The sequence below is a fragment of the Ideonella dechloratans genome (genome assembly GCF_021049305.1).
GTDB classification, from domain to species: Bacteria; Pseudomonadota; Gammaproteobacteria; order Burkholderiales; family Burkholderiaceae_C; genus Ideonella; species Ideonella dechloratans.
In genome coordinates this window covers 3,729,783-3,755,980 of the sequence record NZ_CP088081.1, presented here as the reverse complement: position 1 = coordinate 3,755,980, position 26,198 = coordinate 3,729,783, and the positions used below count along the sequence as shown (strand labels likewise).

The 26,198-nt window shown below is 71.9% G+C and carries 26 protein-coding genes and 1 pseudogene; 15 read left to right on the top strand and 12 right to left on the bottom strand.

The features are described from left to right. Positions 1-6: 6 nt before the first annotated feature. The gene (gene pbpC, locus LRM40_RS17525; RefSeq protein WP_231067629.1) at positions 7-2,418 is read left to right on the top strand and encodes a penicillin-binding protein 1C; all 2,412 of its coding nucleotides are present in this window, start codon (positions 7-9) and stop codon (positions 2,416-2,418) included. 208 nt (positions 2,419-2,626) lie between these two features. Here pbpC and LRM40_RS17520 read toward each other — a convergent pair whose 3' ends face one another. The 5 genes and pseudogenes from LRM40_RS17520 to LRM40_RS17500 all read right to left on the bottom strand — a co-directional run bounded on the left by LRM40_RS17520 (position 2,627) and on the right by LRM40_RS17500 (position 6,559). Further along, the gene (locus LRM40_RS17520; RefSeq protein WP_211373052.1) at positions 2,627-3,154 is read right to left on the bottom strand and encodes a hypothetical protein; all 528 of its coding nucleotides are present in this window, start codon (positions 3,152-3,154) and stop codon (positions 2,627-2,629) included. Then, positions 3,154-3,756 carry a hypothetical protein gene (locus LRM40_RS17515; RefSeq protein WP_151125593.1) on the bottom strand — a complete coding sequence of 201 codons (603 nt, stop codon included), beginning with the start codon at positions 3,754-3,756 and terminating at the stop codon, positions 3,154-3,156. The genes LRM40_RS17520 and LRM40_RS17515 overlap by 1 nt, the downstream gene beginning before the upstream one ends. Continuing rightward, positions 3,731-4,483 (bottom strand): TIGR04255 family protein, encoded by a 753-nt coding sequence (locus tag LRM40_RS17510; RefSeq protein WP_170288960.1) that lies wholly within the window; start codon positions 4,481-4,483, stop codon positions 3,731-3,733. The genes LRM40_RS17515 and LRM40_RS17510 overlap by 26 nt, the downstream gene beginning before the upstream one ends. A 570-nt stretch (positions 4,484-5,053) precedes the next feature. Then, the gene (locus LRM40_RS17505; protein WP_231067628.1) at positions 5,054-5,554 is read right to left on the bottom strand and encodes a hypothetical protein; all 501 of its coding nucleotides are present in this window, start codon (positions 5,552-5,554) and stop codon (positions 5,054-5,056) included. Between the two features lie 74 nt (positions 5,555-5,628). After that, positions 5,629-6,559: pseudogene (locus LRM40_RS17500) on the bottom strand (LysR family transcriptional regulator). Positions 6,560-6,704: 145 nt separating this feature from the next. Between LRM40_RS17500 and LRM40_RS17495 the strand changes: the two are divergent. Both LRM40_RS17495 and LRM40_RS17490 read left to right on the top strand, forming a co-directional pair. Next, the gene (locus tag LRM40_RS17495; protein ID WP_151125596.1) at positions 6,705-8,138 is read left to right on the top strand and encodes an MFS transporter; all 1,434 of its coding nucleotides are present in this window, start codon (positions 6,705-6,707) and stop codon (positions 8,136-8,138) included. Then, the gene (locus tag LRM40_RS17490) at positions 8,135-8,962 is read left to right on the top strand and encodes an alpha/beta fold hydrolase (RefSeq protein ID WP_211373053.1); all 828 of its coding nucleotides are present in this window, start codon (positions 8,135-8,137) and stop codon (positions 8,960-8,962) included. Before LRM40_RS17495 ends, LRM40_RS17490 begins: the two co-directional genes overlap by 4 nt. A gap of 6 nt (positions 8,963-8,968) precedes the next feature. Here the strand turns inward: LRM40_RS17490 and LRM40_RS17485 are convergent, their stop codons facing one another. Further along, on the bottom strand, positions 8,969-9,301 hold the full coding sequence (locus LRM40_RS17485) for a cupin domain-containing protein (protein ID WP_151125597.1): 333 nt from the start codon (positions 9,299-9,301) through the stop codon (positions 8,969-8,971). Between the two features lie 207 nt (positions 9,302-9,508). Between LRM40_RS17485 and LRM40_RS17480 the strand changes: the two genes are divergently transcribed. Next, positions 9,509-11,512 carry a putative bifunctional diguanylate cyclase/phosphodiesterase gene (locus LRM40_RS17480; protein ID WP_151125598.1) on the top strand — a complete coding sequence of 668 codons (2,004 nt, stop codon included), beginning with the start codon at positions 9,509-9,511 and terminating at the stop codon, positions 11,510-11,512. Positions 11,513-11,533: 21 nt separating this feature from the next. On the opposite strand, the gene LRM40_RS17475 is transcribed toward LRM40_RS17480, so the two are convergent. Further along, positions 11,534-11,980 (bottom strand): SRPBCC family protein, encoded by a 447-nt coding sequence (locus LRM40_RS17475; protein ID WP_151125599.1) that lies wholly within the window; start codon positions 11,978-11,980, stop codon positions 11,534-11,536. 86 nt (positions 11,981-12,066) lie between these two features. On the opposite strand from LRM40_RS17475, the gene LRM40_RS17470 reads away from it, so the two are divergent. Then, the gene (locus LRM40_RS17470; RefSeq protein ID WP_151125600.1) at positions 12,067-12,453 is read left to right on the top strand and encodes a carboxymuconolactone decarboxylase family protein; all 387 of its coding nucleotides are present in this window, start codon (positions 12,067-12,069) and stop codon (positions 12,451-12,453) included. On the opposite strand, the gene LRM40_RS17465 is transcribed toward LRM40_RS17470, so the two are convergent. Further along, positions 12,381-13,358: a LysR family transcriptional regulator gene (locus LRM40_RS17465; RefSeq protein WP_151125601.1), complete on the bottom strand. Its 978-nt coding sequence runs from the start codon at positions 13,356-13,358 to the stop codon at positions 12,381-12,383. The genes LRM40_RS17470 and LRM40_RS17465 overlap by 73 nt on opposite strands. 140 nt (positions 13,359-13,498) lie before the next feature. Here LRM40_RS17465 and LRM40_RS17460 point away from each other — a divergent pair, with 140 nt between their 5' ends. Together LRM40_RS17460 and LRM40_RS17455 are read left to right on the top strand one after the other, a co-directional pair. Then, a complete protein-coding gene (locus tag LRM40_RS17460) occupies positions 13,499-13,876 on the top strand; it encodes a cupin domain-containing protein (protein WP_151125602.1) in 378 nt (125 codons plus the stop codon). Continuing rightward, on the top strand, positions 13,864-14,379 hold the full coding sequence (locus LRM40_RS17455; RefSeq protein WP_151125603.1) for a c-type cytochrome: 516 nt from the start codon (positions 13,864-13,866) through the stop codon (positions 14,377-14,379). The genes LRM40_RS17460 and LRM40_RS17455 overlap by 13 nt, the downstream gene beginning before the upstream one ends. On the opposite strand, the gene LRM40_RS17450 is transcribed toward LRM40_RS17455, so the two are convergent. From LRM40_RS17450 to LRM40_RS17440, 3 genes are all read right to left on the bottom strand, one after another. Then, positions 14,322-15,749 carry an MFS transporter gene (locus LRM40_RS17450; RefSeq protein WP_231067627.1) on the bottom strand — a complete coding sequence of 476 codons (1,428 nt, stop codon included), beginning with the start codon at positions 15,747-15,749 and terminating at the stop codon, positions 14,322-14,324. The two genes, LRM40_RS17455 and LRM40_RS17450, sit on opposite strands and share 58 nt — an antisense overlap. Before the next feature lie 68 nt (positions 15,750-15,817). Further along, positions 15,818-16,960 carry an acyltransferase family protein gene (locus tag LRM40_RS17445; protein ID WP_151126002.1) on the bottom strand — a complete coding sequence of 381 codons (1,143 nt, stop codon included), beginning with the start codon at positions 16,958-16,960 and terminating at the stop codon, positions 15,818-15,820. 50 nt (positions 16,961-17,010) lie between these two features. Beyond that, a complete protein-coding gene (locus tag LRM40_RS17440) occupies positions 17,011-17,877 on the bottom strand; it encodes an SDR family oxidoreductase (protein ID WP_151126001.1) in 867 nt (288 codons plus the stop codon). Between the two features lie 110 nt (positions 17,878-17,987). Here LRM40_RS17440 and LRM40_RS17435 point away from each other — a divergent pair, with 110 nt between their 5' ends. The 3 genes from LRM40_RS17435 to dsdA are packed head-to-tail and all read left to right on the top strand — an operon-like array spanning position 17,988 to position 20,357. After that, positions 17,988-18,380 (top strand): winged helix-turn-helix transcriptional regulator, encoded by a 393-nt coding sequence (locus LRM40_RS17435; protein ID WP_151126000.1) that lies wholly within the window; start codon positions 17,988-17,990, stop codon positions 18,378-18,380. Further along, on the top strand, positions 18,377-19,030 hold the full coding sequence (locus tag LRM40_RS17430; protein WP_151125999.1) for a DsbA family protein: 654 nt from the start codon (positions 18,377-18,379) through the stop codon (positions 19,028-19,030). Before LRM40_RS17435 ends, LRM40_RS17430 begins: the two co-directional genes overlap by 4 nt. A 43-nt stretch (positions 19,031-19,073) precedes the next feature. Further along, positions 19,074-20,357: a D-serine ammonia-lyase gene (dsdA, locus tag LRM40_RS17425; protein WP_151125998.1), complete on the top strand. Its 1,284-nt coding sequence runs from the start codon at positions 19,074-19,076 to the stop codon at positions 20,355-20,357. Positions 20,358-20,583: 226 nt separating this feature from the next. Here the strand turns inward: dsdA and LRM40_RS17420 are convergent, their stop codons facing one another. After that, entirely contained in the window at positions 20,584-21,228 is a 645-nt protein-coding gene (locus LRM40_RS17420; RefSeq protein WP_151125997.1) for an MliC family protein, read from the bottom strand. A 116-nt stretch (positions 21,229-21,344) separates the two neighbouring features. Here LRM40_RS17420 and LRM40_RS17415 point away from each other — a divergent pair, with 116 nt between their 5' ends. The 5 genes from LRM40_RS17415 to LRM40_RS17395 are packed head-to-tail and all read left to right on the top strand — an operon-like array spanning position 21,345 to position 26,196. Beyond that, positions 21,345-22,115: a DeoR/GlpR family DNA-binding transcription regulator gene (locus tag LRM40_RS17415; protein ID WP_151125996.1), complete on the top strand. Its 771-nt coding sequence runs from the start codon at positions 21,345-21,347 to the stop codon at positions 22,113-22,115. After that, the gene (locus tag LRM40_RS17410; protein ID WP_231067626.1) at positions 22,112-23,086 is read left to right on the top strand and encodes an ABC transporter ATP-binding protein; all 975 of its coding nucleotides are present in this window, start codon (positions 22,112-22,114) and stop codon (positions 23,084-23,086) included. Before LRM40_RS17415 ends, LRM40_RS17410 begins: the two co-directional genes overlap by 4 nt. A gap of 51 nt (positions 23,087-23,137) precedes the next feature. Then, positions 23,138-24,427 (top strand): ABC transporter substrate-binding protein, encoded by a 1,290-nt coding sequence (locus tag LRM40_RS17405; protein WP_151125947.1) that lies wholly within the window; start codon positions 23,138-23,140, stop codon positions 24,425-24,427. Between the two features lie 9 nt (positions 24,428-24,436). Next, positions 24,437-25,342 carry a carbohydrate ABC transporter permease gene (locus tag LRM40_RS17400; RefSeq protein WP_375138587.1) on the top strand — a complete coding sequence of 302 codons (906 nt, stop codon included), beginning with the start codon at positions 24,437-24,439 and terminating at the stop codon, positions 25,340-25,342. Between the two features lie 32 nt (positions 25,343-25,374). Next, positions 25,375-26,196 carry a carbohydrate ABC transporter permease gene (locus LRM40_RS17395; RefSeq protein ID WP_231067625.1) on the top strand — a complete coding sequence of 274 codons (822 nt, stop codon included), beginning with the start codon at positions 25,375-25,377 and terminating at the stop codon, positions 26,194-26,196. Positions 26,197-26,198 lie beyond the last annotated feature (2 nt).

Sequence of the window (26,198 nt, the reverse complement as noted above, 5' to 3'; positions counted from 1 at the left end):
CGGGCGGTGCGGTGGGCCACCCGCGCCGCCACCGGCCTGGGCCTGCTGCTGGCGCTGCTGCTCGCCCTGCGCCTGTGGCCGCACGCGCCCCTGCGCGAACAGCTGGCCCTGTCCACCCCGCTGTACGACCGCCACGGCAGCCTGCTGCGCCTGACCCTGGCGCCCGACGAGCAGTACCGCCTGTGGACCCCGCTGGACGCCATCGCCCCGCCCCTGGTGCAGGCCACCCTGCTCTATGAGGACCGCGGCTTCTGGTGGCACCCCGGCGTGGACCCGGCCGCCCTGGCCCGCAGCGCCTGGCAGATGGCCCGCGGTGGCCGCCGCCAGGGCGGCTCCACCCTCACCATGCAGCTGGCCCGCCGGCTCTACCACCTGGACAGCAGCAGCCCCGGCGGCAAGCTGCAGCAAATGGCCGCCGCCCTGTGGCTGGAAGCCCGCTATGGCAAGCGCGAGCTGCTGGAGGCTTACCTCAACACCGCGCCCTACGGCAGCAACATCGAAGGCGCCGGCGCGGCCAGCCTCGTCTACTTCCACCACGACGCCGCCCACCTCACCCTGCCCGAAGCGCTGACCCTGGCCGTCATCCCCCAGCACCCCGGCCAGCGCGTGGCCGCGGGGCGCAACGGCACCGCCAGCAGCGCCCCCAACCCCGCGCTGGAAGCCGCCCGCCAGCGCCTGTGGGCGCTCTGGCGCGCGCGCCACCCCGGCGAGGCCGACGCCCACCTGCCCCCGCTGGCCGCCCTCAGCCGCGGCCAGCTGCCCTTCGAAGCCCCGCACCTCACCGACATGCTCCTGGCCCAGGCCCGCCAGGCCAGCGCGCGCGACAACCCCGTGCTGGAAGACGACGGCAGCATCCACACCACGCTGGACCTGCCCATGCAGCGCACCCTGGAACGGGTGATGGGCGAATACCTCAAGGGCCGGGCCGGCGTGGGCATCCGCAACGCCAGCGCCCTGCTGCTGGACGCATCCACCATGGAAGTGCGCGCCGTCGTCGGCTCGGCCAACTACCGGGACGAAGCCATCGCCGGCCAGGTCAACGGCACCCTGGGCAAGCGCTCGCCCGGCTCCACCCTCAAGCCCTTCATCTACGCCCTGGGGCTGGACCAGGGCCTGCTGCACCCCCGCACCCTGCTGAAGGACGCGCCCACCGCCTTCGGCCCCTTCACGCCCGAAAACTTCGACGGCCAGTTCATGGGCCCCGTGGCCGCACAGGACGCGCTCATCCGCAGCCGCAACATCCCCGCCGTGTCCCTGGCCGCGCGGCTCACCCAGCCCAACCTCTACCAGTTCCTGCAGCTCAACCACATCAGCCGGCTGGAAAGCGAAGCCCACTACGGCCTGGCCCTGGTGCTGGGCGGTGGCGAGGTGACACCCGAAGAACTGGCCCGCCTCTACGCCCTGCTGCCCAACGGCGGCGTGGCCCGCCCGCTGAGCTACCTGCGCCCGCCGCCGCAAGGCTCCCGCCCCGCGCCGCCCGAAGCGGCCGCCGCCCCGCCGCGCCTGCTCAGCCCCGAGGCCGCCTTCATCACCCTGGACATGCTGCGCCAGACGCCCCGGCCCGACACCGGCGCCCCCGCCCAGCCCGCCATCGCCTGGAAGACGGGCACCTCCTGGGGCTTTCGGGACGCGTGGACGGCCGGCGTCTTCGGCCGCCATGTGCTGGTGGTGTGGGTGGGCGAATTTGACGGCAGCGGCAACCCCGCCTTCATCGGCATCGACGCCGCGGCCCCGCTCTTTCTGCGCATGGTGGACGCGCTGCGCGCCCAGCGCCTGGACCCGGGCGAACTGCCCCAGCCCCAGCCCGCCAACCTGCGCCGCGTGGAGGTGTGCACCAGCACCGGCGCCCCGCCGGACGCCCTGTGCCCCGCGCGCACCACCACCTGGTTCATTGCCGGCAAATCGCCCATCCAGCCCAGCCACCTGCACCGCGCCCTGTGGGTGGACGCGCAGACCGGCCAGGTGCTGTGCGGCCCCCAGGCCGCCAGCGCCCCGCACGCCAAAGAAGTAGTGGTGGAACAGTGGGGCAGCGACATGCAGCGCCTGTTCAAACAAGCCGGCCTGCCCCGCCGCACCCTGGACGACAGCGCCTGCCGCCACGGAGCCAGTTCAGACGGCAGCACCCTCGGCCCAGTGCCCGACGCCACCGGCGCCGACGCCCCCACCATCACCTCACCCCTGCGCGCCGTGCGCTACCTGCTCAACCCCCGCAGGCCCCAACCCCTGCTGCTGCGCGCCGACGCCGCAGCCGGTGTCAAAACCCTGTACTGGTTTGCCAACGACAGCCTGCTGGGCCGCACCGCCCCCGGCGAAAGCCTGCCCTGGCTGCCCCCCCAACCCGGCGACTACAGCCTGCGGGTGGTGGATGAGGTGGGAAGGGTGGATGTGAGGGGGGTGAGGGTGGAGGGGTTGGAGTAGGGCGGATGAGCTGTCGAAAGTCCCTGTGGCTGCGTGCTCTTTGGCGTTGATGCCCGTGGACCGGTGATCGGTGGTCCGTTTCGACCCCAAGCCACCATAGAGCTCATCGAACGGAGCGCGCAAGGGCCGACGCTTGTGCCGTCGAGTAACCGCGGCAACCTCGCCTGAGTCGCGGAAGACAACCTCCGCGACTTCGCCCCCTGTTCTCTTACGCGGGGGAGGCGTCGCCGCCAGCCGCAACGGCATTTCCCGGCGCATCATCCGGAATTGCCGCTGCGCCGAAAAGGTCAAGCAGACGCTTGGCGACACTTCTGGGAATCCGTCTAGCCTGCGTCTGGTTAGCGCGCTCCCAGCCACGGATTAGCGCGTGGGCGGGGTTGTCGGTAATGCCCGGCTCGTTCTCAATCTTGTCCTCGTTCACGGTCAAGACAACGTTCGGTAGCTCTTTGCTCTTGGGGTCAGCAGGCACCTCGGCTTGCCGAACAATGTCGGCCACTATGGCTCGACCGGTACCACGGAGTTGCATGGAGCTGCCATCCGGATGAATGCGTCCGTCAAAATCCGTCTTGAAGATCGCCACGATCTTCTCGAAGTCGAGGATTGCCAACCTGCTTACAGAAACCTCAGCCTCAGTGAAAGCTGAGGGTGTGCCACGGTTGACGGCCGCGTCCCAGTATGGATACCGGTAAGCTCGAACGACTTCCTCGTTCGCACCGATTGGATCACCCTTTGCCATCAGGCTGTAACGCTCTCCGAAATGAGCTGGAAGAGCTTGCTGAAACCGATATCACTGTTTGCTACCGTGCCTTCGTCACCGGAGCTTTCGATAAAGTAGTCCACACCGCTGGAATGGAACTCCAACTCAACAAGCTGACCATCTTGCTCCGGCCAGTTGACGACGACGTTTCCTCTGGCGGACATGAAGACGCCCAAGCGCTTGGGATTTAAACGAGTCTCCTCGAAGAAGCGGGAGAAGACCACAACAGAATTCAAATCAATCGGCTTGCTTGCCGTGCCATCCCATCCTGCCTGTAAATGAAAGAAGGCTTCCAGACGTCTGAGGCCATTCGCTCCGATTGCATCCTTCGCCGGCGGGCTGATCAGTGTCGTTTGGTCATCCTGCAGGAGCCCGGACTTCACTATGGATGACTGCTGCGTGTCTGAGGTGATCCGATTAACGACCGTAACACTACGTGGAACGGCCTGTGCCGGCTGGTTCGCAGCAGCCGAAGCTGCTGGCAAGTTTGAGAAAGCAATTTTCAGAGAGCCAACCGTCCCGGGAAGCCGCCCCGGAGGCATACCGTACTGACGGTCACTCGTAGACAGGGTCAAGTGCATTGATAGCCTCATTGGTCAGGCACTCGAAAAATGCCGCCTTATTGACGCCTCGAATTCTGTCCAACTCCGAGGACATCGAGGCAAGGAACATATCTGTGTTCTGAGGATTGCTTGCGCACACGGTATCAATATCAATCAACGATCCCTGCACCGGCGCTTGGCCAGCTGCCTGAACCGTAACCCCTCCACCTATTGAGACTATGGTCGTCAGGCCATCGGTTAGCGTCTCAGTGCGTAAGAAAGTGGCGTTCTTGTTCAGGGTAAGATCACCAATTTTCAGGGACCAATCTAACGCCTCAAGGTGATTCAGAGCCTCACCAGCCTTTAGGACGTTGGTGTACTTGATTGAATAGCGTTCAACCCATGGTACTAGCTTAGAGCTGAGCAAGTCATGGAAGACTTCTTCAATGAGAGGCTTAAATCCGCTCCACCCAAGATAAGGCGCGGCATTCGAAATCGTCACAGACCGCTCACCGATCAGTACTAGTACGCCCTTGAATTTCAGCTGCACGAGCGCCACAAAAGACATCTCCGGCTGCGTTGCTCGCATTTGTTCCGGGATCATTGCCGTGGGCAACTGCTGAATGTCTGAGACATCAGCCTGGTGCTTTGCCAGTAGCAAGCCAGGGAAAAACGTGTTCAGGGCAACGCTCGAGGAAACCCGTAGCTGGCATGCGGCTTCAACGAGCGGCTCCTTCTTGAGCTTGAGCGGCAGGGGCTTGGGCATGCGCAGGCAGATTGATGAGTTGACTTTAGTCCGATGAGAGTAGCACATAGGCTCTAAGGCAATCCACCGCATTCGGACGGAGAAACGCGGGGCGCATGGGCTAGATGGATCGAAAAATGCCGAGCTACGAAGGCGGGTCTCCGCACTGCTGGCACGAAGTGCATCTACTGGCGCGCTGTGCTTTTCCGGGGCACAGAAACGCACGGATGCGGGACGGATGATGCATGCTAGACCGTGCCACCTTGGCGATCAAAGCTGGATTGCGAGGTTGACTGGGCCGGACCGACGGCTGATTTCAAGTCAGCTCCAGCCGTCAGTGGCGAGGGCCCCAGTCATTTCAGGCCCAACCTTCGAACGACGTGGCCGAATCAAGTTAAATACGGCCGAAAGACTGCCGGTCGCGACTGGTTGCTGTTGGCAGAGTGAAGTCACTGCCTGGTCGGCCGTTTGGCCGACGCCGCCAGCTGATGTCGGCGCATGGCCTCCTCGCCACGGCCACAATGGCCCGCTTGGCGCTGCGGCCCGGCGTCGTTCTCGGTCCCGGCCCTGGGCGCGAGTGGGATGGGGCGCTCATGCCTCGTCCAACGCGTCGAGCGCCTCACGCAGCTTCTGGATTCTGGCCTGAAGGTCCTCCGCGCCCTTCCAGCGCTGCACCTGCTTCACCACGTCCTCCACGCTGTTTCGCTTCAGCACCTTGATCTCTCGGGTCATGGTCACCAGCTGGTCCAGCGCCTTCAGGTGCTCGGGCGACTGGGCAAACTCCGCTCGGTGCGCTTCGAGAAACGGCACCAAGGCATCCAGGATCTTGCCCAGTTGCCGGCCGTAGCTGAACTGGGTGCCGATGCGCTGCTCGGCCAAGGGGTCACCCGAGCCAGCGATGTTGTAGTTGACCAGCCCCACCTGCCCGACGATCTCGCCCCAGGTCTTGATCCATTGGGTGACGTCGCCCGACAGGGGCAGGCGGTTTCCTTTCAGCAGCGCAATCTGCCAGGCCAGCCAGGCATCGCCCAGGTCGGCCAAGGTCTTGTGGCTGTGTTGGGAAGAGTCCTGCTGCGTGTGGGCTGTCGCCATGGTGCTGCTCCCGGGCTGGGGCCCACGGGCGTGGACGCTGCCCGCCATCGTGCATGAGGCCGGCGCAGGCGCCATCAGCAGTTCGAGGGGGGCGGCGCCTCACGGCACACCGCCAGCACCAGGCCGCGCAGCCAGCGGTGGCCCGGGTCCCGCTCCAGCCGGGGGTGCCACATTTGGGAGATGACGATGGGCTAGGTGCTGACCGGCAGGGCAAAGGACACCAGCGTCTCGCTCTGCCCGCCCAGGTGGGCGAAGAAGGACGCGGGCACCAGGGCCACCAGGTCCGTCACCGCGGCAATGGACAGCGCGGCGCGGAAGCTGGGCACCATGGCCGCCACGGTGCGGCTCAGGCCGCGTGCGGCCAGGGCGTCGTCCACCGGCCCGGCGCCGTGGCCCCGGCGCGAGGCCACGATGTGGCCGCAGGCGGCGTAGCGCTCGGGGGTGAGGGGGCCATCTTGCAGCAACGGGTGGCCCGGGCGCACGGCGCCCACGAAGTGGTCGCGGTAGATGGCCTGCACCCGCACCTCGGGCCCGGCGGCCGGGCCCAGCACGCCCAGGTCCAGGTCGATCAGGCCTTCGCGCAGGGGGCGCACGTCCTTGTCGGGCTTGGGCGCAAAGCGCAGGCGCACGCCGGGCGCCTCGCGGGCGGCGCGGGCCACCAGGGCCGGGGGCAAAGGCTTCGATGAAGCCGTCGTTGGCGCGCAGGGTGAAGGTGCGTTCCAGCGTGGCCAGGTTCCAGTCCTCGCCCGCGGGCTGCAGCACGGCGCTGGCGTCGCGGGCCAGGGCCTGCACCTGTTCGCGCAGGGCCAGGGCGTGCGGGGTGAGCACCATGGCGCGGCCGGCGCGCACCAGCAATGGGTCGCCGGTGGTGGCGCGCAGGCGGGCCAGGGTGCGGCTCATGGCCGATTCGCTCAGCTGCAGGCGCTCGGCGGCGCGGGTCACGCTGGCTTCGGAGAGCAGCGCATCCAGCGCGGGCAGCAGGTTCAGGTCGGGGGCCATGGGCATGGGCGCAAAGCTAGCATGGCGTGGCGCGCCGGGGCTGGGTTCCAACCCTGGCGTGGCGTGCATGAATGACCTGCACGCCACGCGCTGGGCAGGCGGGCGGCGCCTGCCTAAGCTGGCGGTGCCCTGCTGCTGAGCCTTGCCACCCATGTCCTCACCTGTTGCCGCGGCCTCGCCCGCCTTGCCGCCCGCTCCCTCTGCCGCCCCGACCGTGGCCGATGGCCTGCCCACGCCGCGCCGCTGGGTGGCCATGGCCGCGCTGCTGGGCGGCATCGTGATGGTGGTGCTGGACATGACCATCGCCAACGTGGCGCTGCCCGCCATCGCCCAGGCCCTGCAGGCCACGCCGGCCCAGGCGGTGTGGGTGGCCACGGCCTACCAGCTGGCGGTGGTGATGTGCCTGCTGCCGGCCGCGGCCCTGGGCGAGCGGGTGGGCTACCACCGGGTGTTTGCCGGCGGGCTGGCCTTGTTCATCGCGGCCTCGGCCCTGTGCGCGGCGGCGCCGTCGCTGCCCTGGCTGGTGGCCGGGCGCTGCCTGCAGGGCCTGGGCAGCGGGGCCGTCATGCCGGTGGGGCTGGCGCTGCTGCGCTTCACCTACCCGCGTCGGTTGCTGGGCCAGGCCATCGCCTGGAACGCGCTGACGGTGGCCGCTGCCTCGGCCGCCGGCCCGGCGGCGGGGGCGGCGCTGCTGTCGGTGGCCAGCTGGCCCTGGCTGTTCGCCATCAACCTGCCCATCGGCGCGCTGGTGCTGGCGGCCTGCGTCGGGCTGCCGCGGGTGGCGGGCTCGCACCGGCCGCTGGACGTGGGCAGCATCGCCCTGAACGCCGGGCTGTTCGCCGCCTTCGTGCTGGGCACCGACCGGCTGATGGAGCAACCCGCCCAAGGCGCGGCGCTGCTGGCGCTGGCCCTGGTGTGCGGCGTGGGCCTGGTGCGGCGCGAGCTGCCGCGTGCCGCGCCGCTCATTCCGCTGGATCTGCTGCGCAGCCACCCGTTTCGCATCTCCATCCTGGCCTCGGTCTGCTGCTTCACGGGGCAGATGGGCGCCACCGTGGCCATGCCCTTCTACCTGCTGCATGGCCTGGGCCAAAGCACCCTGGCCACCGGCCTGCTGATGACGCCCTGGCCGCTGGCGGTGATGTTGGCCGCCCCGCTGGCCGGCCGCCTGTCGGACCGCCTGCCCACCGCCTGGCTGTGCGCGGGCGGCGGCGCGCTGCTGGCCCTGGGCCTGGCCCTGTGCGCGGCGGTGCCGCTGCAGGGCCACCCCTGGCTGGGCGTCAGCGTGTTCACCGCGCTGGCCGGCGCGGGCTTCGGCTTCTTCCAGACGCCCAACAACCGCAACATGCTGCTCAACGCCCCGCAGGAACGCAGCGGTGCGGCCGGGGGCGCCCAGGGCACCGCCCGCCTCACCGGCCAGACGCTGGGCAGCCTGATGATGGGCCTGCTCTTCCACGCCCTGCCGGCCGGGCCGGCGGCCCGCTGGGGCCTGGCGGCATCGGCCGTGCTGGCGCTGGCGGCGGCGGGCATCAGCCTGCTGCGCAGCCCGGGGCGGGGCGCGGCCACAGCGCCTAGCATCGGGGCATGACGCTGCCGCCCATTCCCACCCACGACCACTGGATCCCCACGCCGCAGGGCCGGCTGTTCGCCCGCCGCTGGGCGCCGCCGCAGGCCGAGGGCGGGGCGCACAGCCCCATCGTGCTGCTGCACGAATCGCTGGGCAGCGTCTCCGTCTGGCGGGATTTTCCCGCCCGGCTGACGCGGGCTACCGGGCGTGAAGTGATCGCTTACGACCGGCTGGGCTTCGGCCGGTCGGACCCGCACCCCGGCGCCCTGGCGCTGAGCTTTGTGCAGGACGAGGCCCGCGAAGGCTTTGCGGCCCTGCGCGCGCAGCTGGGCATCGGCCGCTTCGTGGCCCTGGGCCACAGCGTGGGCGGTGGCATGGCCCTGGGCTGCGCCCACGCCTGGCCGGACGACTGCGAGGCCCTGGTGCTCGAATCGGCCCAGGCCTTTGTGGAGCCGCTGACGCTGGCCGGCATCCGCGCGGCCGAAGCGCAGTTCGCCGCTGTGGGGCCGGACGGCAGCTCGCCCGCCATGGCCCGGCTGGCGGCCCACCACGGCGACAAGGCGCCCTGGGTGCTGCGCGCCTGGGTGGACACCTGGCTGTCCAAAGACTTCGCCGATTGGAACCTGGACGCCCTGCTGCCCGGCCTGCGCTGCCCGCTGCTGGTGCTGCACGGTGAGCAGGACGAATACGGCTCGCCCGCCCAGCCCCAGCGCTTCATGGCTTTGGCGGGCGGCCCCGCCACGCTGGCCCGGCTGCCCGGCTGCGGCCATGTGCCTCACCGCCAGCACCCGCAGATGGTGCTGGACGCGGTGGCGGGCTTTCTGGCGAGGCCGCCCCGGTGCTGAGCCGGTTCAGGTGATGCCGTGCACCACCGTCAGCAGCAGCAGGCAGTCGCTGCGGGCGGTCACCGCGTGGGGCTCGCCACCGGGCACCACCACCAGCTGGCCGGCTTCCAGGCTGCATTCGCGCTCGGGGGTGGAGACATCCACCTCGCCGCGCAGGCACTGCACGGTGATCTCGCCGCGCACCCGGTGCTCGCGCAGCGTGGCGCCGGCCTTGAGCACCAGGCGCATCAGCTGCAGGTGGGGGGTGCGCAGCAGGCTGGCGCTCACCCCGATGCCTTGTTCATCAATGCCGGCGTAGGGGTCGATGACCTCGTCGTGGCAGGCGTGCTTGAGGGCCATGGCAATCCTCCTTGCATCCGTCGGACGCGCATGATGGCTTGATGCCACCGCCACCCGGGTGCCGTCAACCGGGTTGCTCCGGGGGGGCGGGGTGGGTGTGCCGCCCTTAAGTCGGGCTCCGCCCCGGTCGATACGGGGAGACGAGGACAGCGGTTTGCCCGCCCACCACGGGCGAGGCCGTCGCTGCAGGATCTGGGCAGTACCTGAATGGCAGAACACGAAAAGCGCCTGTGGCGCCAGACGCTGGTCCACCACCCCCGCGGGTTGGTGGTCACCACCGCGGCTGCCGTGGGTGTCGGGGTCAGCCTGGGGCGCAACGCGACCGAGGCCGTGTGGCTCTGGCTGGTGGGCATGGTGGGCGTCGCCCTGATCCGCGGCCTGCTGTACCTGCTCTGCCGCGCCGATCTGCGGCGCGAGGACGGCCGCAGCCACTGGCGCGTCTGGGCGCGCTGGCACGACGCCGGCGTGATCCTGGCGGGCCTGCAATGGGCCACGCTGGCCTGGTGGGGCGTGCCCTATTACCAGGGGGTGGATCGCTTCACCATCCTCATCGTGCTGGCCGCCCTGGCGGGTGGGGCCACCGCCAATCTGGCGCCCTCGCGCCTGGTGGGCAAGCTGTTCATCCTGCTGGTGCTGCTGCCGGCCTGCTGGCAACTGGGCCACCTGGGCGACACCCCCAACCTGGTCTTCGCCGTCCTGGGGGCCATCTTTGCCTGGGTGATGGTGTCCGGCCACGAGTCCACCTACCGGGTGCTGCGGCAGATCGTGGCCCTGGACCTGGAGAAGGAGGCCCTGGTGGTGGCGCTGTCGGCCCGCTCCGACGAGGCGATGCAGGCCAATGCCGAGCTGGAACGCCGGGTCGCCGACCGCACGCGGGCCCTGCTCTACAAGACCCAGCACGACACCCTGACCCGCCTGCTCAACCGCCGCGGCATGACCGAGGCCCACCGCCGGGTGGATGGGCGCGAGGGCGATGTCTGGGTGCTGGCCCAGGTCAGCCTGGACCACTTCAAGCGCATCAACGAGACGCTGGGCCACGAGTGGGGCGACCTGCTGCTGCGCGCGGTGGCGCGCCGCCTGCTGTCGCAGCTGGAGCGGCTGGCGCCGCGCTGCGAGGGCCGCCCGCCGGTGGTGTGCCGCTGGGGCGGCGACGAGTTCATGCTGAGCCTGCTGTGGCGGCAGCCCCTGCCCGACCAGGTGCTCGAGGCCATGGAGGGCGTGCGCCAGGCCCTGGCCGAGCCCTACACCGTGAAAGGCCGCAGCCTGACGGTGGGGGTGAGCCTGGGCTTCAGCGCCCGGCTCTGGCGGCCCGAGGACACCCTGAACGCCGCGGTGCAGCAGGCCGAACTGGCGCTGACCGAGGCCAAGCGCAGCGGCCGCGGGCGCACCGTGGAGGCCACGCTCACCCTGCAGATGCTGCACACCCGCCGCAACTGCCTGATGGAAGCCCTGCGCACGGCCACCCGGGATGACAGCCTGACCCTGGTGTTCCAGCCCATCGTGTCGGCCCGCAGCGGGCGGCCGGAGGCCTACGAGGCCCTGCTGCGCTGGCGCTGCGCCGGCATGGGGCCCATCTCGCCGGTCGAGTTCATTCCGCTGGCCGAGGATTCGGGCCAGATCTGCGCCATCGGCCACTGGGTGCTGACGCAGGCCTGCCAGCAGGCCAGCCGCTGGCCGGCCGACCCGGACGCGGGCCGGCCGCCGCCCAAGGTGGCGGTCAACACCTCGCTCAAGCAGCTGCTGCAGGCCGACTTCGCAGCCGAGGTGCGGCAGGCGCTGCAGCAGGCCGGCCTGCCGCCGCAGCGCCTGGTCATCGAGGTGACCGAGAGCGTGTTCAACGAGGGCGACATCGACCGCGTGCTGGCCACCCTGCTGGCGCTGCGGCAGAGCGGGGTGGAGGTGCATGTGGACGACTTCGGCACCGGCTACTCGTCACTGTCGCGCCTGCGCGAATTCCCGCTCACCGCGGTGAAGGTGGACAAGAGCTTCGTGCTGGCCGGCGACGAGCGTTCGCTGGCGGTGATCGAGGGCACGGTGCTGATCGCCCGGCGCTTCGGCCTGCGGGTGATCGCCGAGGGCGTGGAGACGGCCGAGCAGGCCGCGGCGCTGGCCGCCCTGGGGGTGGACGAGCTGCAGGGCTACCACTTCGGCCGCCCGGCGCCCGGCGGGCCGCTGGCCGCACCGGCCGTCAGCGTGTCGGCCCCGGCCTGAGCCGCACGGCCCGCGGCCGGTTCAACCGGTGATCTCAGGCTCCACCAGCGCGGCCAGCTGGTCCAGCGATTCCTGCCAGCCCAGGTAGCACATCTCCAGCGGGATCAGCGCCGGGATGCCTTCCTGGCTCACCGTCAGGTCGGTGCCGCAGGACACGGTGCGCAGCGTCACCGTGGTGATCATCTCGCCGGGCAGGTTGGGGTCGTCGAAATGGTCGCTGTAGCGGATGGTCTCGTCGGGCACCAGGCGCAGGTAGCTGCCGCCGAAGGCGTGCGTCTGGCCGTTGCCGAAGTTGCGGAAGGACATGCGGTAGCGCCCACCCTCGCGGGCGTCCATCTCCTGCACCTGGGCCACGAAGCCCTTGGGCGGCAGCCATTTGCACATGGCCTCCGGGTCCAGGAAGGCGCGGTACACGCGCTCGGGCGGCGCCTTGAGCACGCGGTGCAGGGTGACGGTGCGGTCGGCCATGGTCGGTCTCCTCGGGGTCAGGCCCGGGCAAGGGCCGTTTCTAGAATCTCGGTCGATTGCACCACCAACCCGCCAGGAGCTTCCCGATGACCACCCCGCACAACAAGGATTTCGAGGCCGGCCTGGCCATGCGCAAGCAGGTGATGGGCGAGGCCTTCGTCGAGAAGGCCTTCAGCGGCCTGACCGAATTCACCGCGCCGCTGCAGGAATACATCACCCGCAACGCCTGGGGCGACACCTGGCAGCGCGAGGGCCTGGACCTGAAGACCCGCAGCCTCATCACCATCGCCATGCTCACCGCGCTGGGCAAGTCGAACGAGTTGAAGGGCCATGTGCGCGGTGCCATGAACAACGGCGCCACCGTGCAGGAGATCCAGGAGGTGCTGCTGCACGCCAGCATCTACTGCGGCGTGCCCGCCGCGGTGGAGGGCTTCCGCTCGGCGGCCGAGGTCATCGACGGGCCCAAGGCCTGAGCAGGCCCGGCCTGGCGCTGCCGCAGGCCCTGGCTCAGGCAGTCCAGCGCCACCCGCACCCGGCTGGGCAGCAGGCGCCCGGAGGGGTAGACCAGCTGGATGGCCATGGGCTCGGGGCGCAGCGTCGGCAGCAGCTCCACCAGCTCGCCGCGGTCCAGCGCGTCCTGGGCCAGCAGATCCGGCATCTGCCCCACGCCCAGGCCCAGGCGCACGGCATCGAGCAGGCCTTCGGTCTCGTTCACCCGCGTGGCCGGGGTGGGGGATAGCTGCACCGGCGCGCCGGCCTGGCGGAACTGCCAGGGGCGGTCGCGCCCGCTGGTGGGCAGGCGGAACACCACCGCGGCGTGGGCGGCCAGCTCTTCCAGCCGGCGCGGCGTGCCGTGCGCGGCCAGGTAGGCCGGGCTGGCGCACAGCAGCAGGCCCTGGGTGTCCACCCGCCGCGCCACCAGGGTCGAATCACTCATGAAGCCGATGCGCACCGCCAGGTCGATGCCCTCGCGGATCAGGTCCACCTTGGTGTCGGTCAGGCTGATGTCCAGCTTCAGCCCCGGGTGCTGCCGGGCCAGATCGGCCAGCAGCGGCAGCACGAAGCGCCGGCCGTAGAACACCGGCAGGTTGATGCGCAGCGTGCCCTGGGGCTCGGCCCGGGTGCCGGAGGCCTCGGCCTGCAGGTCCTCCACCTCCGCCAGCACCCGCTGGCAGCGCTGGAACAGGCGCTCGCCGTCGGGCGTCAGCGTCACCTGCCGGGTGGTGCGGTGGAAGAGCTTGACGCCCAGCGCCGCCTCCAGCCGCGCCACGGCCTTGGCGGTGGTCGAGGGCGACATGCCCAGCTGCCGCGCCGCGGCCGCGAAGCCGCCCTGCTTGGCCGTCTCGGCAAAGGCGATGAACTGCTGCAGTCCCTGCATGGCGCGTGCCTCCATTGCGGAAGAAACGTCGGCAATCTTAGGACGTGAACCGCTCTTCTCGAATCAATCGCGCCTGCCCACACTGCGAACCCGCAGCCGGCGCAGACCCCACGTCCTTCGACAACTTCCTGGAGACACGCATGAAACTGATGGAACAGATTCCGCCCCAGGCCTCCGGCCTGCCGGGCATCCAGCACAGCACCTGGGCCGGCGAGGCCGATGGCCTGACCCAGCTCTCGGTCTGGCGCCAGTGCATGGCGCCCGGCGCCGCCACGCCGCCGCACTTCCATGACTGCGACGAGGTGGTGCTCTGCCTGGGCGGCTGGGGCGAGGTGCACGGCGACGGCCAGGTGCGCCGCTTCGGCGCCGACGCGACCCTGGTGCTGCCGCGCGGCCAGGTGCACCAGATCTTCAATGTGGGGCCGATGCCGCTGGAAACGCTGGGCATCCTCGCTGCCACGCCGGTGCCCACCCGCCTGCCCGATGGCGAGGCCCTGGAGCTGCCATGGCGCAGCTGAAACACCCCCCGCGCGCGGCCCGGCCCAGGCCCGCGACGCGGCTGCTGGCCCCGCTGCTGGCCGCGGCCCTGGCCGCACCGGCCGGGGCGCAGACCGACCGCCCGGTGGATGCGGTGGATCTGGGCCGCTACCTGGTGCGCACCGCCGGCTGCAACGACTGCCATTCGCCCGGCTACGCGCAGCAGGGCGGGCACACGCCCGAGTCGAGCTGGCTCACCGGCGACGGCCTGGGCTGGCGCGGACCCTGGGGCACGAGCTACGCAGCCAATCTTCGGCTGCTGGTGGCCGGTCTGGGCGAGGACCAGTGGTTGCAGCATGTGCGCACGATGCGGCCGCGGCCGCCCATGCCCTGGTACGACCTGCAGGCCATGTCCGAGGCGGACCTGCGGGCGATCTACCGCTACGTGCGCCAGCTGGGCCCGGCGGGTCAGGCGGCGCCGGCCTATCAGCCGCCCGGCACGCCGGTGGCCGGGCCGGTGGTGCAGTTCCCTGGCGCACCCTGAGCCACCGCGAAGGCCCGCGGGGCCAGCGCGGCGCCCAGCAGGGCCAGGCCGGCGCACAGGCCCAGCACGGCCAGAAAGGCGGGGCGGCCCGCGCTGCCCGCGGCATTGAACAGCACGCCCGCCAGGGCCAGCGTGGTGCTGCAGGCCAGGGCGTCGCCCAGCTGCAGGGCCGATGCGGCACGCCCCTGGGCCTCGGGGGCGGCCAGCTGCAGCGTCAGCACCGACAGCATCGGAAAGCCCAGGCCGATGCCGAAGCCCGCCGCCGCCCAGCCGGGCAGCAGCCAGCCCCAGGGCCCCAGGCCGGCGGTGGCCGCCATCACCAGCCCCAGGCCGGCCGCCACCGACAGCAGGCCCGCGCCCAGCCCGCGCCGCCGCGTGGCGGGCGCCTTCAGCCGGGCTTGGCACTGGCTGCCGAGGCTCCAGGTCACGGCGCCCAGGCTCAGCGCCAGGCCGGTCTGGGCCAGGCTCCAGCCGGCCTCCCGGGTCAGCAGCAGGGGCAGGAAGGCCTCGGCGCCGGCGAAGGCCGCGGCCAGCACGGCCCGCACCGCGATGACGGCCGGCAGGCCGGCGCGGGCCTGCAGGCTGCCCTGCGGGAGCAGGCGCCAGGCCCCCAGCAGCACCGCCCCGCCCGCGGCACCCAGGGCCAGGGCGCGCGGCGGGTTCAAGGGGCCGCTGCCCGCCTCGTGCAGGGCCAGGGCGCCCGCCGCGGCCAGGGCGGCCCAGGCCAGTGCGCCCAGCGAAGGCGTCGGGCTGGCCGCCTCGGTTGGGGCGGGGTGCGGCGCCAGCGGCGCGAAGGCCGGGCGCAGCAGCAGGCCGGCCACCGGCACCAGTGCCGCCACCGCCAGGAAGACGGCGCGCCAGCCCAGGCTGTGCACCAGGGCGGCGGCCAGGGCCGGCCCCACCAGGCCGGGCAGCACCCAGGCGGCGGCGAACAGCGCGAACAGCCGCGGGTGCAGGGCGGGCGGCACCACGCGGCCCATGCCCACATACAGCGCCACGCCCAGCAGGCCGCTGCCCAGGCCCTGCACCACGCGGCCGGCGGCCACGCCGGCCATGCTGCCGGCGCCGCCGGCCAGCAGCAGCCCCGCGGTGAAGAAGACCAGGCCCAGCACGGTGGCCCGCCAGGGGCCGCGCCGGTCGCACAGCGGGCCGGCCCACACCATGCCCAGGGCCGAGGTGGCCACCATGCCCCCGAAGCTCAGGGCATAGAGCGACAGGCCGCCCAGCGCGTCGGCCACGGCGGGCATGGCGGTGGCCACGGCCAGGGCCTCGAAGGCCAGCAGGGAGATGAGGGCCAGCGCGCCCACGCTGGCGCTGGCGCGGCCCGGGGCGAAGAGCCCGCGGTCGTCGGGGGAGGGGGTGTCGTGCATGGCAGGGGAGCGTGTCGGTGCGCGCACCTTAGAACTTCAAGCCCACTTGAGGTCAAGCCCCTGGCGGCTCATCGGCCGGGAACGTGCCGATCGCGCCACCGCAGCGCGGGCCGCTCCACCGCGTGGTGCAGCAGGGTGGCCATGGCGGCGCAGGCCAGGGTGATCAGGCCCAGGCGCAGCCCGGGTGAGGCGGCCAGGGCCGGCCCGCCCTGCGTGGCCAGCCAATGCGCCACCGGCTTGTGCGACAGGTACAGCGGATAGGACACCGCCGCCAGCCACGCCGCGCCCGGCACCCGGGTGCGCTGCAGCCAGCTGCCCGGGCGCAGCGCGGCGGCCAGCAGCAGGCCGAAGCTCCAGGCGATGAGCGAGTAGCCGGCGATGCTCATGAAGCCGCCGTAGCCGTACCCGTCGATGTAGAACCATGTGATCACGCCGTAGCCCATGGCGGCGCAGGCCGCCAGCGCGGCCGGCAGCAGCCAGCGCCCGCCCGGGCCCATCAGGCGCTGCCAGGTGGCCGGGTGGCGGTGCTGCAGCAGGGCCAGGGCCACGCCGGGCAGGAATTCGTCGAAGCGGCTGGCGCTGCCGTAGTAGACCCAGCGGTAGTACTGCTCCAGCTGGCCCTGGGCCTCCAGGCCGTGGCGCTGCCACAGCCAGGCGCGCGTGGCCACGCCGGTGGCCAGCAGCAGGGCCATGCCGGCCCAGGCGGCGCCCACGCCCCAGCCCCGGCGGCGCGCCAGCCAGCCGCCGCCCAGCACGGCCAGCGGCAGCAGGGCGTAGAACTGCTCCTCGATGCACAGCGACCAGGCGTGCGAGAACGCCGTGCCGGTGGGCAGGTTCCAGTTCTGCGTGAAGGTGAGAAAGCGCCACAGCGGCGGCGGGGTGCGCCCGCCCAGCGCGTCCGGCCACAGGAAGTAGGCCGCCAGCACCACCCAGAACACTGGCCAGGTGCGCAGGATGCGCCGTGCGTAGAAGCTGCCCAGCGTCAGCCGCCGACCGGCCGCCAGGCCGCGCAGCAGACCGTCGGTGATGAGGTAGCCGCTGAGCACGAAGAACAGGTCCACCCCCACCCAGCCCACGTCGCTGAGCCAGCCGAAGGTCGGCTCGCGCGAGACGAACACCCTGTAGTGGTACATGAACACCAGGCCGATGGCCAGGGCACGCAGGGTGTCCAGGCCGGCCTGGCGTCGGGCGTGTTCGGCGGGAGCGGGCATGGGCGCGGATTCTCGCCGCGCCCGCCGGGCTCAGGGCCCTGGGTGGCGCCTTATTTCAGGGCCGCGGCCACGTAGGCCGCCGGGGCTGTGGTGGGCCGGCCGATCAGGGCCGAGAGCTGGTGGCCGTCGTCGAACAGCGCGCCTTGCGCTGCGCCCAGGTCGAACTGCGGCAGGGCCACGGCCCACAGTTCGGGCAGACCGGCGCCGCGCAGCACCGCGGTGTATTCCTCGGCCGGCAGGTTCTTGTAGGGCACGGGCTTGCCAGCCTGGCGGCCGATCTCGGCGGCCAGCTCGGCCAGCGTGGGCGCCGTGTCGCCGGCCAGTTCGTAGACCTGGCCGGCGTGGGCGGCCGGGTCGGCCAGCACGGTGGCGGCGGCCTCGGCGTAGTCGGCCCGGGTGGCCAGGGCCAGCCGGCCCTCGCCCGCGCTGCCCAGCAGGGCGCCGTGCGCCACCGCGGCCGGGAAGCCGGCGCTGTAGTTCTCGGCATACCAGCCGTTGCGCAGCACGGTGGCCGGGATGCCGCTGGCGCGGATCATCGCCTCGGTGGCCAGGTGCTCGGGCGCCAGCGACAGGGGCGAGCGGTCGGCATGCAGCAGGCTGGTGTAGACCAGGTGCTGGACGCCCGCCAGTTGGGCGGCCTCGATGACGTGGCGGTGCTGGGCTTCGCGCTGGCCGATCTCGTTGCCGGAGATCAGCAGCAGGGTGTCCACGCCGGCCAGGGCGGCGGCCAGGGCGGCGGGGGCCTGGGTGTAGTCGGCCTGGCGCACGCTCACGCCCAGGTCGGCGGCCTTGGCCGGGGTGCGGGCCAGGGCGATGACGTTGGCGCCGGGCGCGCGGGTCTTCAGGCTCTGCAGCACGAGGCGGCCCAGTTGTCCGGTGGCGCCGGTGATGGCAATGGTCGGGGCGGGAGTGGTCATGGTCGGTTTCCTAGGGCGTTCGGTTCGGAGGGAACGGGGTGTCTTGAAACGCGCTTGAAAGTGCGTTGCGGTCACTGTACGATTTGCACTTACTTTTCGGAAGTACGCACATGAAGGTAAGTGCCCGGGTCCCCCTGTCCGAGGCCGTGCGCCGCGGCAACCTGCTGGCGGCGGACTGCCCCTCGCGCGAGGTGCTCAAGCACGTCACCAGCCGCTGGGGCGTGCTGGTGCTGCTGGTGCTGGAAACCCGCACCCACCGCTTTGCCGAGCTGCGCCGCGCCGTGGGCGGGGTGAGCGAGCGCATGCTGGCCCAGACCCTGCAATGGCTGGAGGGCGACGGCCTGGTGCTGCGCCAGGCCTTCGACGTGGTGCCGCCGCATGTGGAGTACAGCCTCACGCCGCTGGGCCGCGAGGCCGCCGAGCGGGTGCGCCTGCTGGCCGACTGGATCGAGGTGCGGCTGGGCGATGTGCTGGCCCAGCGCGCCGTGCGGGAGGCCGCATGAGCGCCACCCTTCACCTCATCCACGACCCGCTGTGCGGCTGGTGCTATGCCGCCGCGCCCCTGGTGGAGGCGGCCGGCCGCCTGCCCGGCTTGACGGTGCAGCTGCACGGCGGCGGCATGCTGGTGGGCGAACGCCGCCTGCGGCTCACGCCCGCCTGGCGGGCCTATGTGATGCCGCACGATCAGCGCATCGCCCAGCTCACCGGCCAGCCCTTCGGCGCGGCCTACACCGATGGCCTGCTGCAGGACGACACCGTGGTGCTGGACAGCGCCCCGCCCACCACGGCCCTCCTGGCGGCGCAGGTCCTGGGCCTGCCGGGCCTGACCCTGCTGCACCGACTGCAGCAGGCCCATTTCGTCGAAGGGCAGCGCATTGCCGAGCCCGCGGTGCTGCGCGCGCTGGCCGCCGAACTGGGGCTGGACGAGGCCGCCTTCGCCGCCCAGCTCGACGCCCTGGCCGGCGCGCCCACCGAGGCCCACTTCACCCAGAGCCGGGCGCTGCTCGACTGGCTGGGCGGCCAGGGCTTTCCGACGCTGGCGCTGGAGCACGCCGGCCGCTGGACCCCGCTGCCGGTGGGCCAGCACCTGGGCCGGCCCGAGGCCTTCGTGGCCGCGCTGCGGACCGCGCTGCAGACGGCCTCCGGGGCGTAAGCTCGGACGGTCCCGTCCTGGCGGCCTGCGGGCCCGTTCTGCCATGTCCCTGTCCGACCTGCCCGCGCCGTTGCGTGCGGCCCAACCCTTCTTCTGGCCCCACCCGCAGCGCCGGTCGGCGGCCCAGGTGCTGGCCGACAGCCCCGTCGGCCGGGCTGACGTGGAGGCGGCGGTGGCCAACTGGCGGCGCTTCGGCCCGCTGCTGGCCCGCCTGTTCCCGCACGAACTCGGGCCGGACGGCCGCATCGATTCGCCGCTGCTGCGCCAGGGCGACGACCATGGCCGCGCGCTGTGGGTCAAGGCCGACCACCAGCTGCCCATCACCGCCTGCATCAAGGCCCGCGGCGGGGTCTACGAGGTGCTGTGCCACGCCGAGCAGCTGGCGCTGGACGCCGGCCTGCTGGCGCCCGACGGCAACCGGGCGCTGCTGGCCGATGCCCCGGCCCGCGCCCTGTTCGCCCGCCACCGGGTGCTGGTGGGCAGCACCGGCAACCTGGGCTACAGCGTGGGCGTGATGGCCCGCGCGCTGGGCCTGGGGGTGGCGGTGCACATGTCGCACGACGCCCAGGCCTGGAAGAAGGACCGGCTGCGCGCGGTGGGCGCCACGGTGGTGGAACACGCGGGCGACTACGCCCAGGCGGTGGCCGGCGCCCGCGCCCTGGCCGCGGCCGATCCGGCGGCCTATTTCATCGACGACGAGGACTCGCTGCTGCTCTTCCTGGGCTATGCCGCGGCGGCCTGGGATCTGGCGCCGCAGCTGGCGGCCCAGGGCCTGGCGCCCACGGCGGCGCGGCCACTGCGCGTCTACCTGCCCTGCGGCGTGGGCGGCGCGCCCGGCGGCGTGGCCTTCGGCCTCAAGTGCCTGTGGGGCGACGCGGTGCAGGTGGTGTTCGTCGAGCCTGTGGCCGCGCCCTGCTTCCTGCTGCGCCTGGCCACCGGCGACGATGCGGTCAGCGTCTACGATATCGGCCTGTCCAACCACACCGTGGCCGATGGCCTGGCCGTGCCGCGCGCCTCGGCCCGGGTGGCGGCCCTGGCCGGCCCGCTGGTGGACGCGGTGGTGACGGTGAGCGACGCCGACCTGCTGCGCATGCTGCGTTTCCAGCACGAGGCGCACGGCCTGCAGTTGGAGCCCTCGGCCGCCGCCGGCTTCGTGGCCCACGAGATGCTGGCCGGCCCCTGGGCCGAGGCCGTGGCCGCCTGGTGCCCCGCGCCGGTCGTGCCCCTGGTGTGGACCACCGGCGGCCAGGGCCTGCCGGTCGAGGTCTTCCGGGCGCTGCTGAGCGGGCCGCTCGCCTCCCGGCTGCCGCCGCCCGCCACGGCGTGAACCCATGCCGCGGCCGCGCATCCGATGGCCGCCTTCGCCAGTCGCCTCGGCTGCCGGACTGCAGCGCCGTCACGACCGCCCCCGTCGCCACGCTGCCTATCAGCGTCCCGGTGACGGCAGCCAAGGCGCTGCGCCACAACCTTGACACCGCGCCCGCCGGCAGGGGGGACGGCGCCGACGTGTTGAGCGGGCCCAGGCCGGGACCGTCAGCGCCAGCTGAGCGGGCTCAGGGGCGGGTGATCGCGGCCGGGGTGCAGCGCATCTCCGGCGCGCCGAAGCCCCAGCGCACCGTGGCCTCGCCCTGGTGCTCCCAGAAGGATTCGTTGGGGCCTTCGTAGTGGGTGCCGCTGGCGGCCGGCACCTGGGTCATCAGCACGCTCTGGTCGCCGCGCTCGGCGATCAGCGTGGCCGGCTCGGTGGCGAAGAAGGTCACCACCAGTTCGTTGGCCTGCTGACCGTTGCAGGCCCAGAAGAAGGGTCCGCGCATGGGCACCAGGCGGTAGCGCGCCTGCAGCTCGCTGATGCGCTGGCGGTAGCTGGCCTCCACGCAGGCCCGCAGGTCCGGCGCCTTCCAGCAGTCGTCGCGCCCCTTGACCCAGCCGCGCTGGCTGGCCTTCAGCACCGGCGGGTGTTCGTTCGTGGCCTTGGCGCGGGCCTGGGCATAGACCTGGGTCAACTGCCGGTCCAGGGCGGCCAGGGCCGGGTCCTGGCAGACCAGGCGGGCCGCGCTGGCCAGATCCCGGGCGCGGCAGTCGAAGCTGGGGCCGGGGGCGGCCTCCACCGCCCTGCCCAAAGCCAGCAGCCCCGTCGCGACCAGCGCGGCACGGGTGGCAAGAGCGATCGGTCGGCTTGGCTGCGGCTCGGTGCGCATGGCGTGTTCTCCCTGTCCGGTCTGTCGCCGCGATGCTAGCGCGGCGGCCCGCGGGCCTGTCATGCCCCTGACACGCCCGCTTCGGACACTTTCATTCGAAAGATCCGAGCGAGCGAATGAACATCAGCCCCCGTCAGCGCGACATCCTGGCCTGGCTGCAGGAGGCCCATCAGCTGGGCACCGAGCAGCTGGCCGACCGCTTCCAGGTCAGCCCGCAGACCATCCGGCGCGATGTGCAGACCCTGTGCGAGCAGGGCCTGGCGCGTCGCCAGCATGGCGGGCTGGCGCTGCAGGCGGCCCAGCACAACCGCAGCTTCGCCCAGCGCAGCGGGGTGCAGGGCGAGCGCAAGCGCCGCATCGCCCGGGCGGCGGTGGCGTGGTTGCAGGACGAGGCCACCGTCTTCCTGGGCTACGGCACCACGGTGGCCGAATTCGCCCGCGCCCTGCCGCCGGAGAAGCCCCTGCGCGTGGTGACCAACAACCTGGACGCCGCCCTGGCCCTGGCCGACAAGCCGGCGGTGGAGACCTGGCTGGCCGGCGGCCGCCTGCGGCCCGCCGACCGCGACCTGATGGGCTTTGCCACGCTGGACTTTTTGCAGCGCTTCGAGGCCCATGTGGCGGTGCTGGGGGCCGGCGGCATCACGGCCGAGGGCGTGCTCTGCGAGTTCCAGCCCGAGGAGGCCGAGCTCAGCCGCGTGCTGCTGGCGCACAGCCAGAGCCAGCTGCTGCTGGCCGATGGCAGCAAGTACCTGCGGGCCGCGCCCTGCCGGGTGGCGCCCCTGGCCGAGCTGGACCATCTCTTCACCGACGACGAGGCGCCCGAGGCCCTGCAGGCCCTGTGCGAGCGGGCCGGCGTGGCCCTGCATCGCTGCGGGGTGGCGGCATGACGGCGGCACTGACCCTGGAAGGGCTGGCCCAGCAGTTCGATGGCCAGCCGGTGCTGCGCGGCATCGACCTGGCGGTGGCGCCGGGCGAGTTCGTCGCGCTGCTGGGGGCCTCGGGCTGCGGCAAGACCACGCTGCTGCGCCTGATCGCCGGGCTGGACCGGCCCCAGGCCGGGCGCATCTGCATCGACGGCCAGGACGTCACCGCGCTGGAGCCGGCGCAGCGCCGCCTCAGCATGGTGTTCCAGTCCTACGCCCTGTTCCCGCACCTGAGCGTGGCCGAGAACATCGTCTTCGGCCTGAAGGCCCGCCGCCTGCCGCGCGACGAGCAGGCCCGCCGGCTGGACCACGCGGCCGCGCTGCTGGGCCTGGCGCCGCTGCTGGCGCGCAAGCCCGGCCAGCTCTCCGGCGGGCAGCGGCAGCGCGTGGCGCTGGCGCGGGCGGCGGTGTCGCAGCACCCGCTGTGCCTGATGGACGAACCGCTGAGCAACCTGGATGCCCAGCTGCGCGCCGAGATGCGGGTGGAGCTGCGCCGGCTGCAGCAGGCCCTGGGCCTGACCCTGGTCTACGTCACCCACGACCAGGTGGAGGCCATGGGCATGGCCGACCGCATCGTGCTGCTGCACCAGGGCCGCATCGCCCAGGTGGGCACGCCCATCGAACTCTACGAGCGCCCGGTCAGCCCGGTGGTGGCGCGCTTCATCGGCCAGCCGCCGATGAACCTGATCCGCCTGCCCGGCGAGGACGGCCTGCGCGGCATCCGGCCCGAGCACATCACGCTGGGCCAGGGCCCGCACACCGCTGTGCTGGAAAGCGCCGAGTACCACGGCGCCGACCGTCTGCTGAGCCTGCGCCTGCACGGCCAGGTGATCAAGGTGCGCCACGCCGGCCGCGAGGCGCTGCCGCTGGGTCAGCCGATGAGCCTGGGCTGGCCGGCCGAGCGCGAATGCCGTTTCCCGTCCGAGGACGCCTGAGCCCCGGTTCGTTTTTCCGTCCCTCCCCACGACCGACCCAAGGAGATAGCGATGTCCCTGCAGACCCGATGCCTGGCCCTGGCCCTGGGCGCCATGAGCGCCCTGGCCACCTTCGGTGCCGCCGCCGCCGAGCCCACCCGCATCACCATGTACTACCCGATCTCGGTGGGCGGCCCGCTCACCCAGGTGGTGGACACCCTGGTGGGCGAGTTCCAGCAGGCCAACCCCGACGTCAAGGTCGAAGCCATCTACGCCGGCAACTACGACGACGCCCGCACCAAGGCCCTGGCCGCGCTCAAGGCCGGCACGCCGGTGCAGACCTCGGTGCTGTTCTCCATCGACCTGCACGAGCTGAAGGACCTGGGCGTGATCCGCCCCTTCGACGACTTTGCCAAGACGCCCGAGGACCGCGCCTGGCTCAAGAGCTTCTACCCCGCGCTGATGGAGAACGGCGTGGCCGATGGCAAGACCTGGGGCATCCCCTTCCAGCGCTCGACCATCGTCATGTACTACAACAAGGACGCCTTCCGCCAGGCCGGCCTGGACCCGGAGAAGCCGCCGCGCACCTGGGCCGAGCTGCACGCCGACGCCGCCAAGCTGGTGCAGAAGGACGGCGCCACCACCAGCCGCTGGGGCGTGATGATCCCCTCCACCGGCTACGCCTACTGGATGTTCGGCGCCCTGACCAAGCAGAACGGCCAGCCGCTGATGAACCCGGCCGGCAACAAGACCTTCTTCAACAGCCCCAAGTCGGTCGAGGCGCTGAACTACTGGGCCGGCCTGGCCCAGGACGGCCTGAGCCCCAAGGGCCTGATCGAATGGGGCACGCTGCGTCAGAACTTCGTCGAGGGCAAGACGGCCATCATGTGGCACTCCACCGGCAACCTGACCGCGGTGATGAAGGAGGCCAAGTTCGACGTCGGCGTGGCCCCGCTGCCCGCCCACACCGAGCCCGGCTCGCCCACCGGCGGCGGCAACTTCTACCTGTTCAAGAGCGGCAGCGAGGCCGAGCAGCAGGCCGCCTACCGCCTGGTCAAGTTCCTGACCGCGCCGGAGCGCTCGGCCCAGTGGAGCGTGGCCACCGGCTATGTGGGTGTGAGCGCCGCCAGCTACGACACCCCCGCGCTGAAGACCTATGCGGCCAAGGTGCCGCAGGCCCTGGTGGCGCGCGACCAGCTCAAGGTCGCCACCGCCGAGCTGGCCACCCACCAGGCCGGCCGCGTGCGCAAGCTGCTCGACGACGCGATCCAGTCGGTCATCACCGGCCAGCAGGCCGCCCTGCCCGCGCTGGACGCTGCCCAGGCCCAGGCCGACCGCCTGCTCAAGCCCTACCAGCGCTGAGCCCCGGCCGTGACGGTGACGCCGACCCGCACCCCGCCGAGTCCCCGGCGCCCGGCAGGCCAGGCCGCCCTGGCCTGGGCCCTGCTGGCCCCGGCCCTGCTGCTGCTGGCCGGCTTCACCTACGGCCCCACGCTGGCCAGCCTCTGGCAGGCCCTGCACACCGAGGCGCCGGGCCTGCCCGCGGCCTTCACCGGCGCCGACCAGCTGCGCGCCCTGGCCGAGGACCCGGTCTTCCGCCAGGCCCTGCGCAACAACGCGCTCTACGCGGCGGTGACGGTGCCGCTGTCGGTGGGCCTGGCGCTGGCCATGGCCCTGTGGGTGCAGGACCGCTTCGCCGGTCGCGGCCTGCTGCGCCTGGCCTTCTTCACGCCCACCGTGCTGCCCATGGTGGCGGCGGCCAACCTCTGGCTGATCTTCTACGCACCCGACATCGGCCTGCTCAACCGGGCCCTGGCCTGGGCCGGCCTGCACGGGCCCAACTGGCTGGGCGACGCCGGCACCGCGCTGTGGGCGCTGATGGCCGTGACTGTCTGGAAGGAGGCCGGCTTCTTCATGGTCTTCTACCTGGCGGCGCTGCAGTCGCTCTCGCCCGAGCTGATGGACGCGGCCCGGCTGGAAGCGCCCTCGGCCTGGACGCGGCTGCGCCGGGTCACGCTGCCGCTGCTGGCGCCCACCACGCTGTTCGTCGGCGTCAACGCGCTGATCAACGCCGTCAAGCTGGTGGACCACCTCTTCGTGCTGACCCGTGGCGGGCCCAACAACGCCAGCACCCTGCTGCTCTACTACCTCTACGAGATCGCCTTCAAGTTCCAGGACCTGAACTACGCCGCGGCCCTGACGCTGGTGTTGCTGGCCCTGCTGGGGGCGGTCTCGGCCGCGCAGTTCTGGCTGGCGCGGCGCATCCACTACCGCTGACGAGGCGCCCGCACGTGACGACGGTGACGCAAGTGACGACCCTGACCTCTCCCTTCTCGGCCGGCCCGTCGCGGGCCCTGGCCTGGCTGCTGGGCGCGCTGTGGGTGCTGCCCCTGCTGCTGCTGGGCTGGGTGGCCTTCCGCCCGGGGGCGGGCGCGCTGCAGTTCGACCTGGCCGGCCCCTGGGGCCTGGACAACTTCCGGGCCGCCTGGCAGGTGGCGCCCTTCGGCCACTACCTGCTCAACACCGTGGCCATCGTCACGCTGCTGCTGGCCCTGCAGCTCACGGTCTGCACCCTGGCGGCCTATGCGCTGGCGCGGCTGCGCTTTGCCGGGCGGGGCCTGGTGTTCGCCCTGGTGCTGCTGCAGCTGATGGTGATGCCCGAGGTGCTGATCGCCGAGAACTACGCCAGCATCGCCCGCCTGGGCCTGGTGGACCGCTGGCTGGGCGTGGCCCTGCCCTATGTGGCCAGTGCCTTCGGCATCTTCCTGCTGCGCCAGACCTTCATGACCGTGCCCCAGGAGCTGGAGGACGCGGCCCGCATCGAGGGCCTGGGTCGTCTGGCCATCCTCTGGCGCGTCTACGTGCCGCTGGCCCGGCCCACCTACCTGGCCTATGCCCTGGTGTCGGTGGCCTACCACTGGAACAACTTCCTCTGGCCCCTGGTGGCCACCAACACCGAGGCCAGCCGGCCGCTGACGGTGGGCATGGCCCTCTTTGCCGCCCCCGAGACGGGGGTGGACTGGGGCGTGCTGTCGGCCGGCACCCTGTTGTCGGTGGGGCCACTGCTGGCGGGTTTTCTGGTGTTCCAGCGCCAGTTCATGCAATCCTTCATGCATGCCGGCCTGAAGTGACC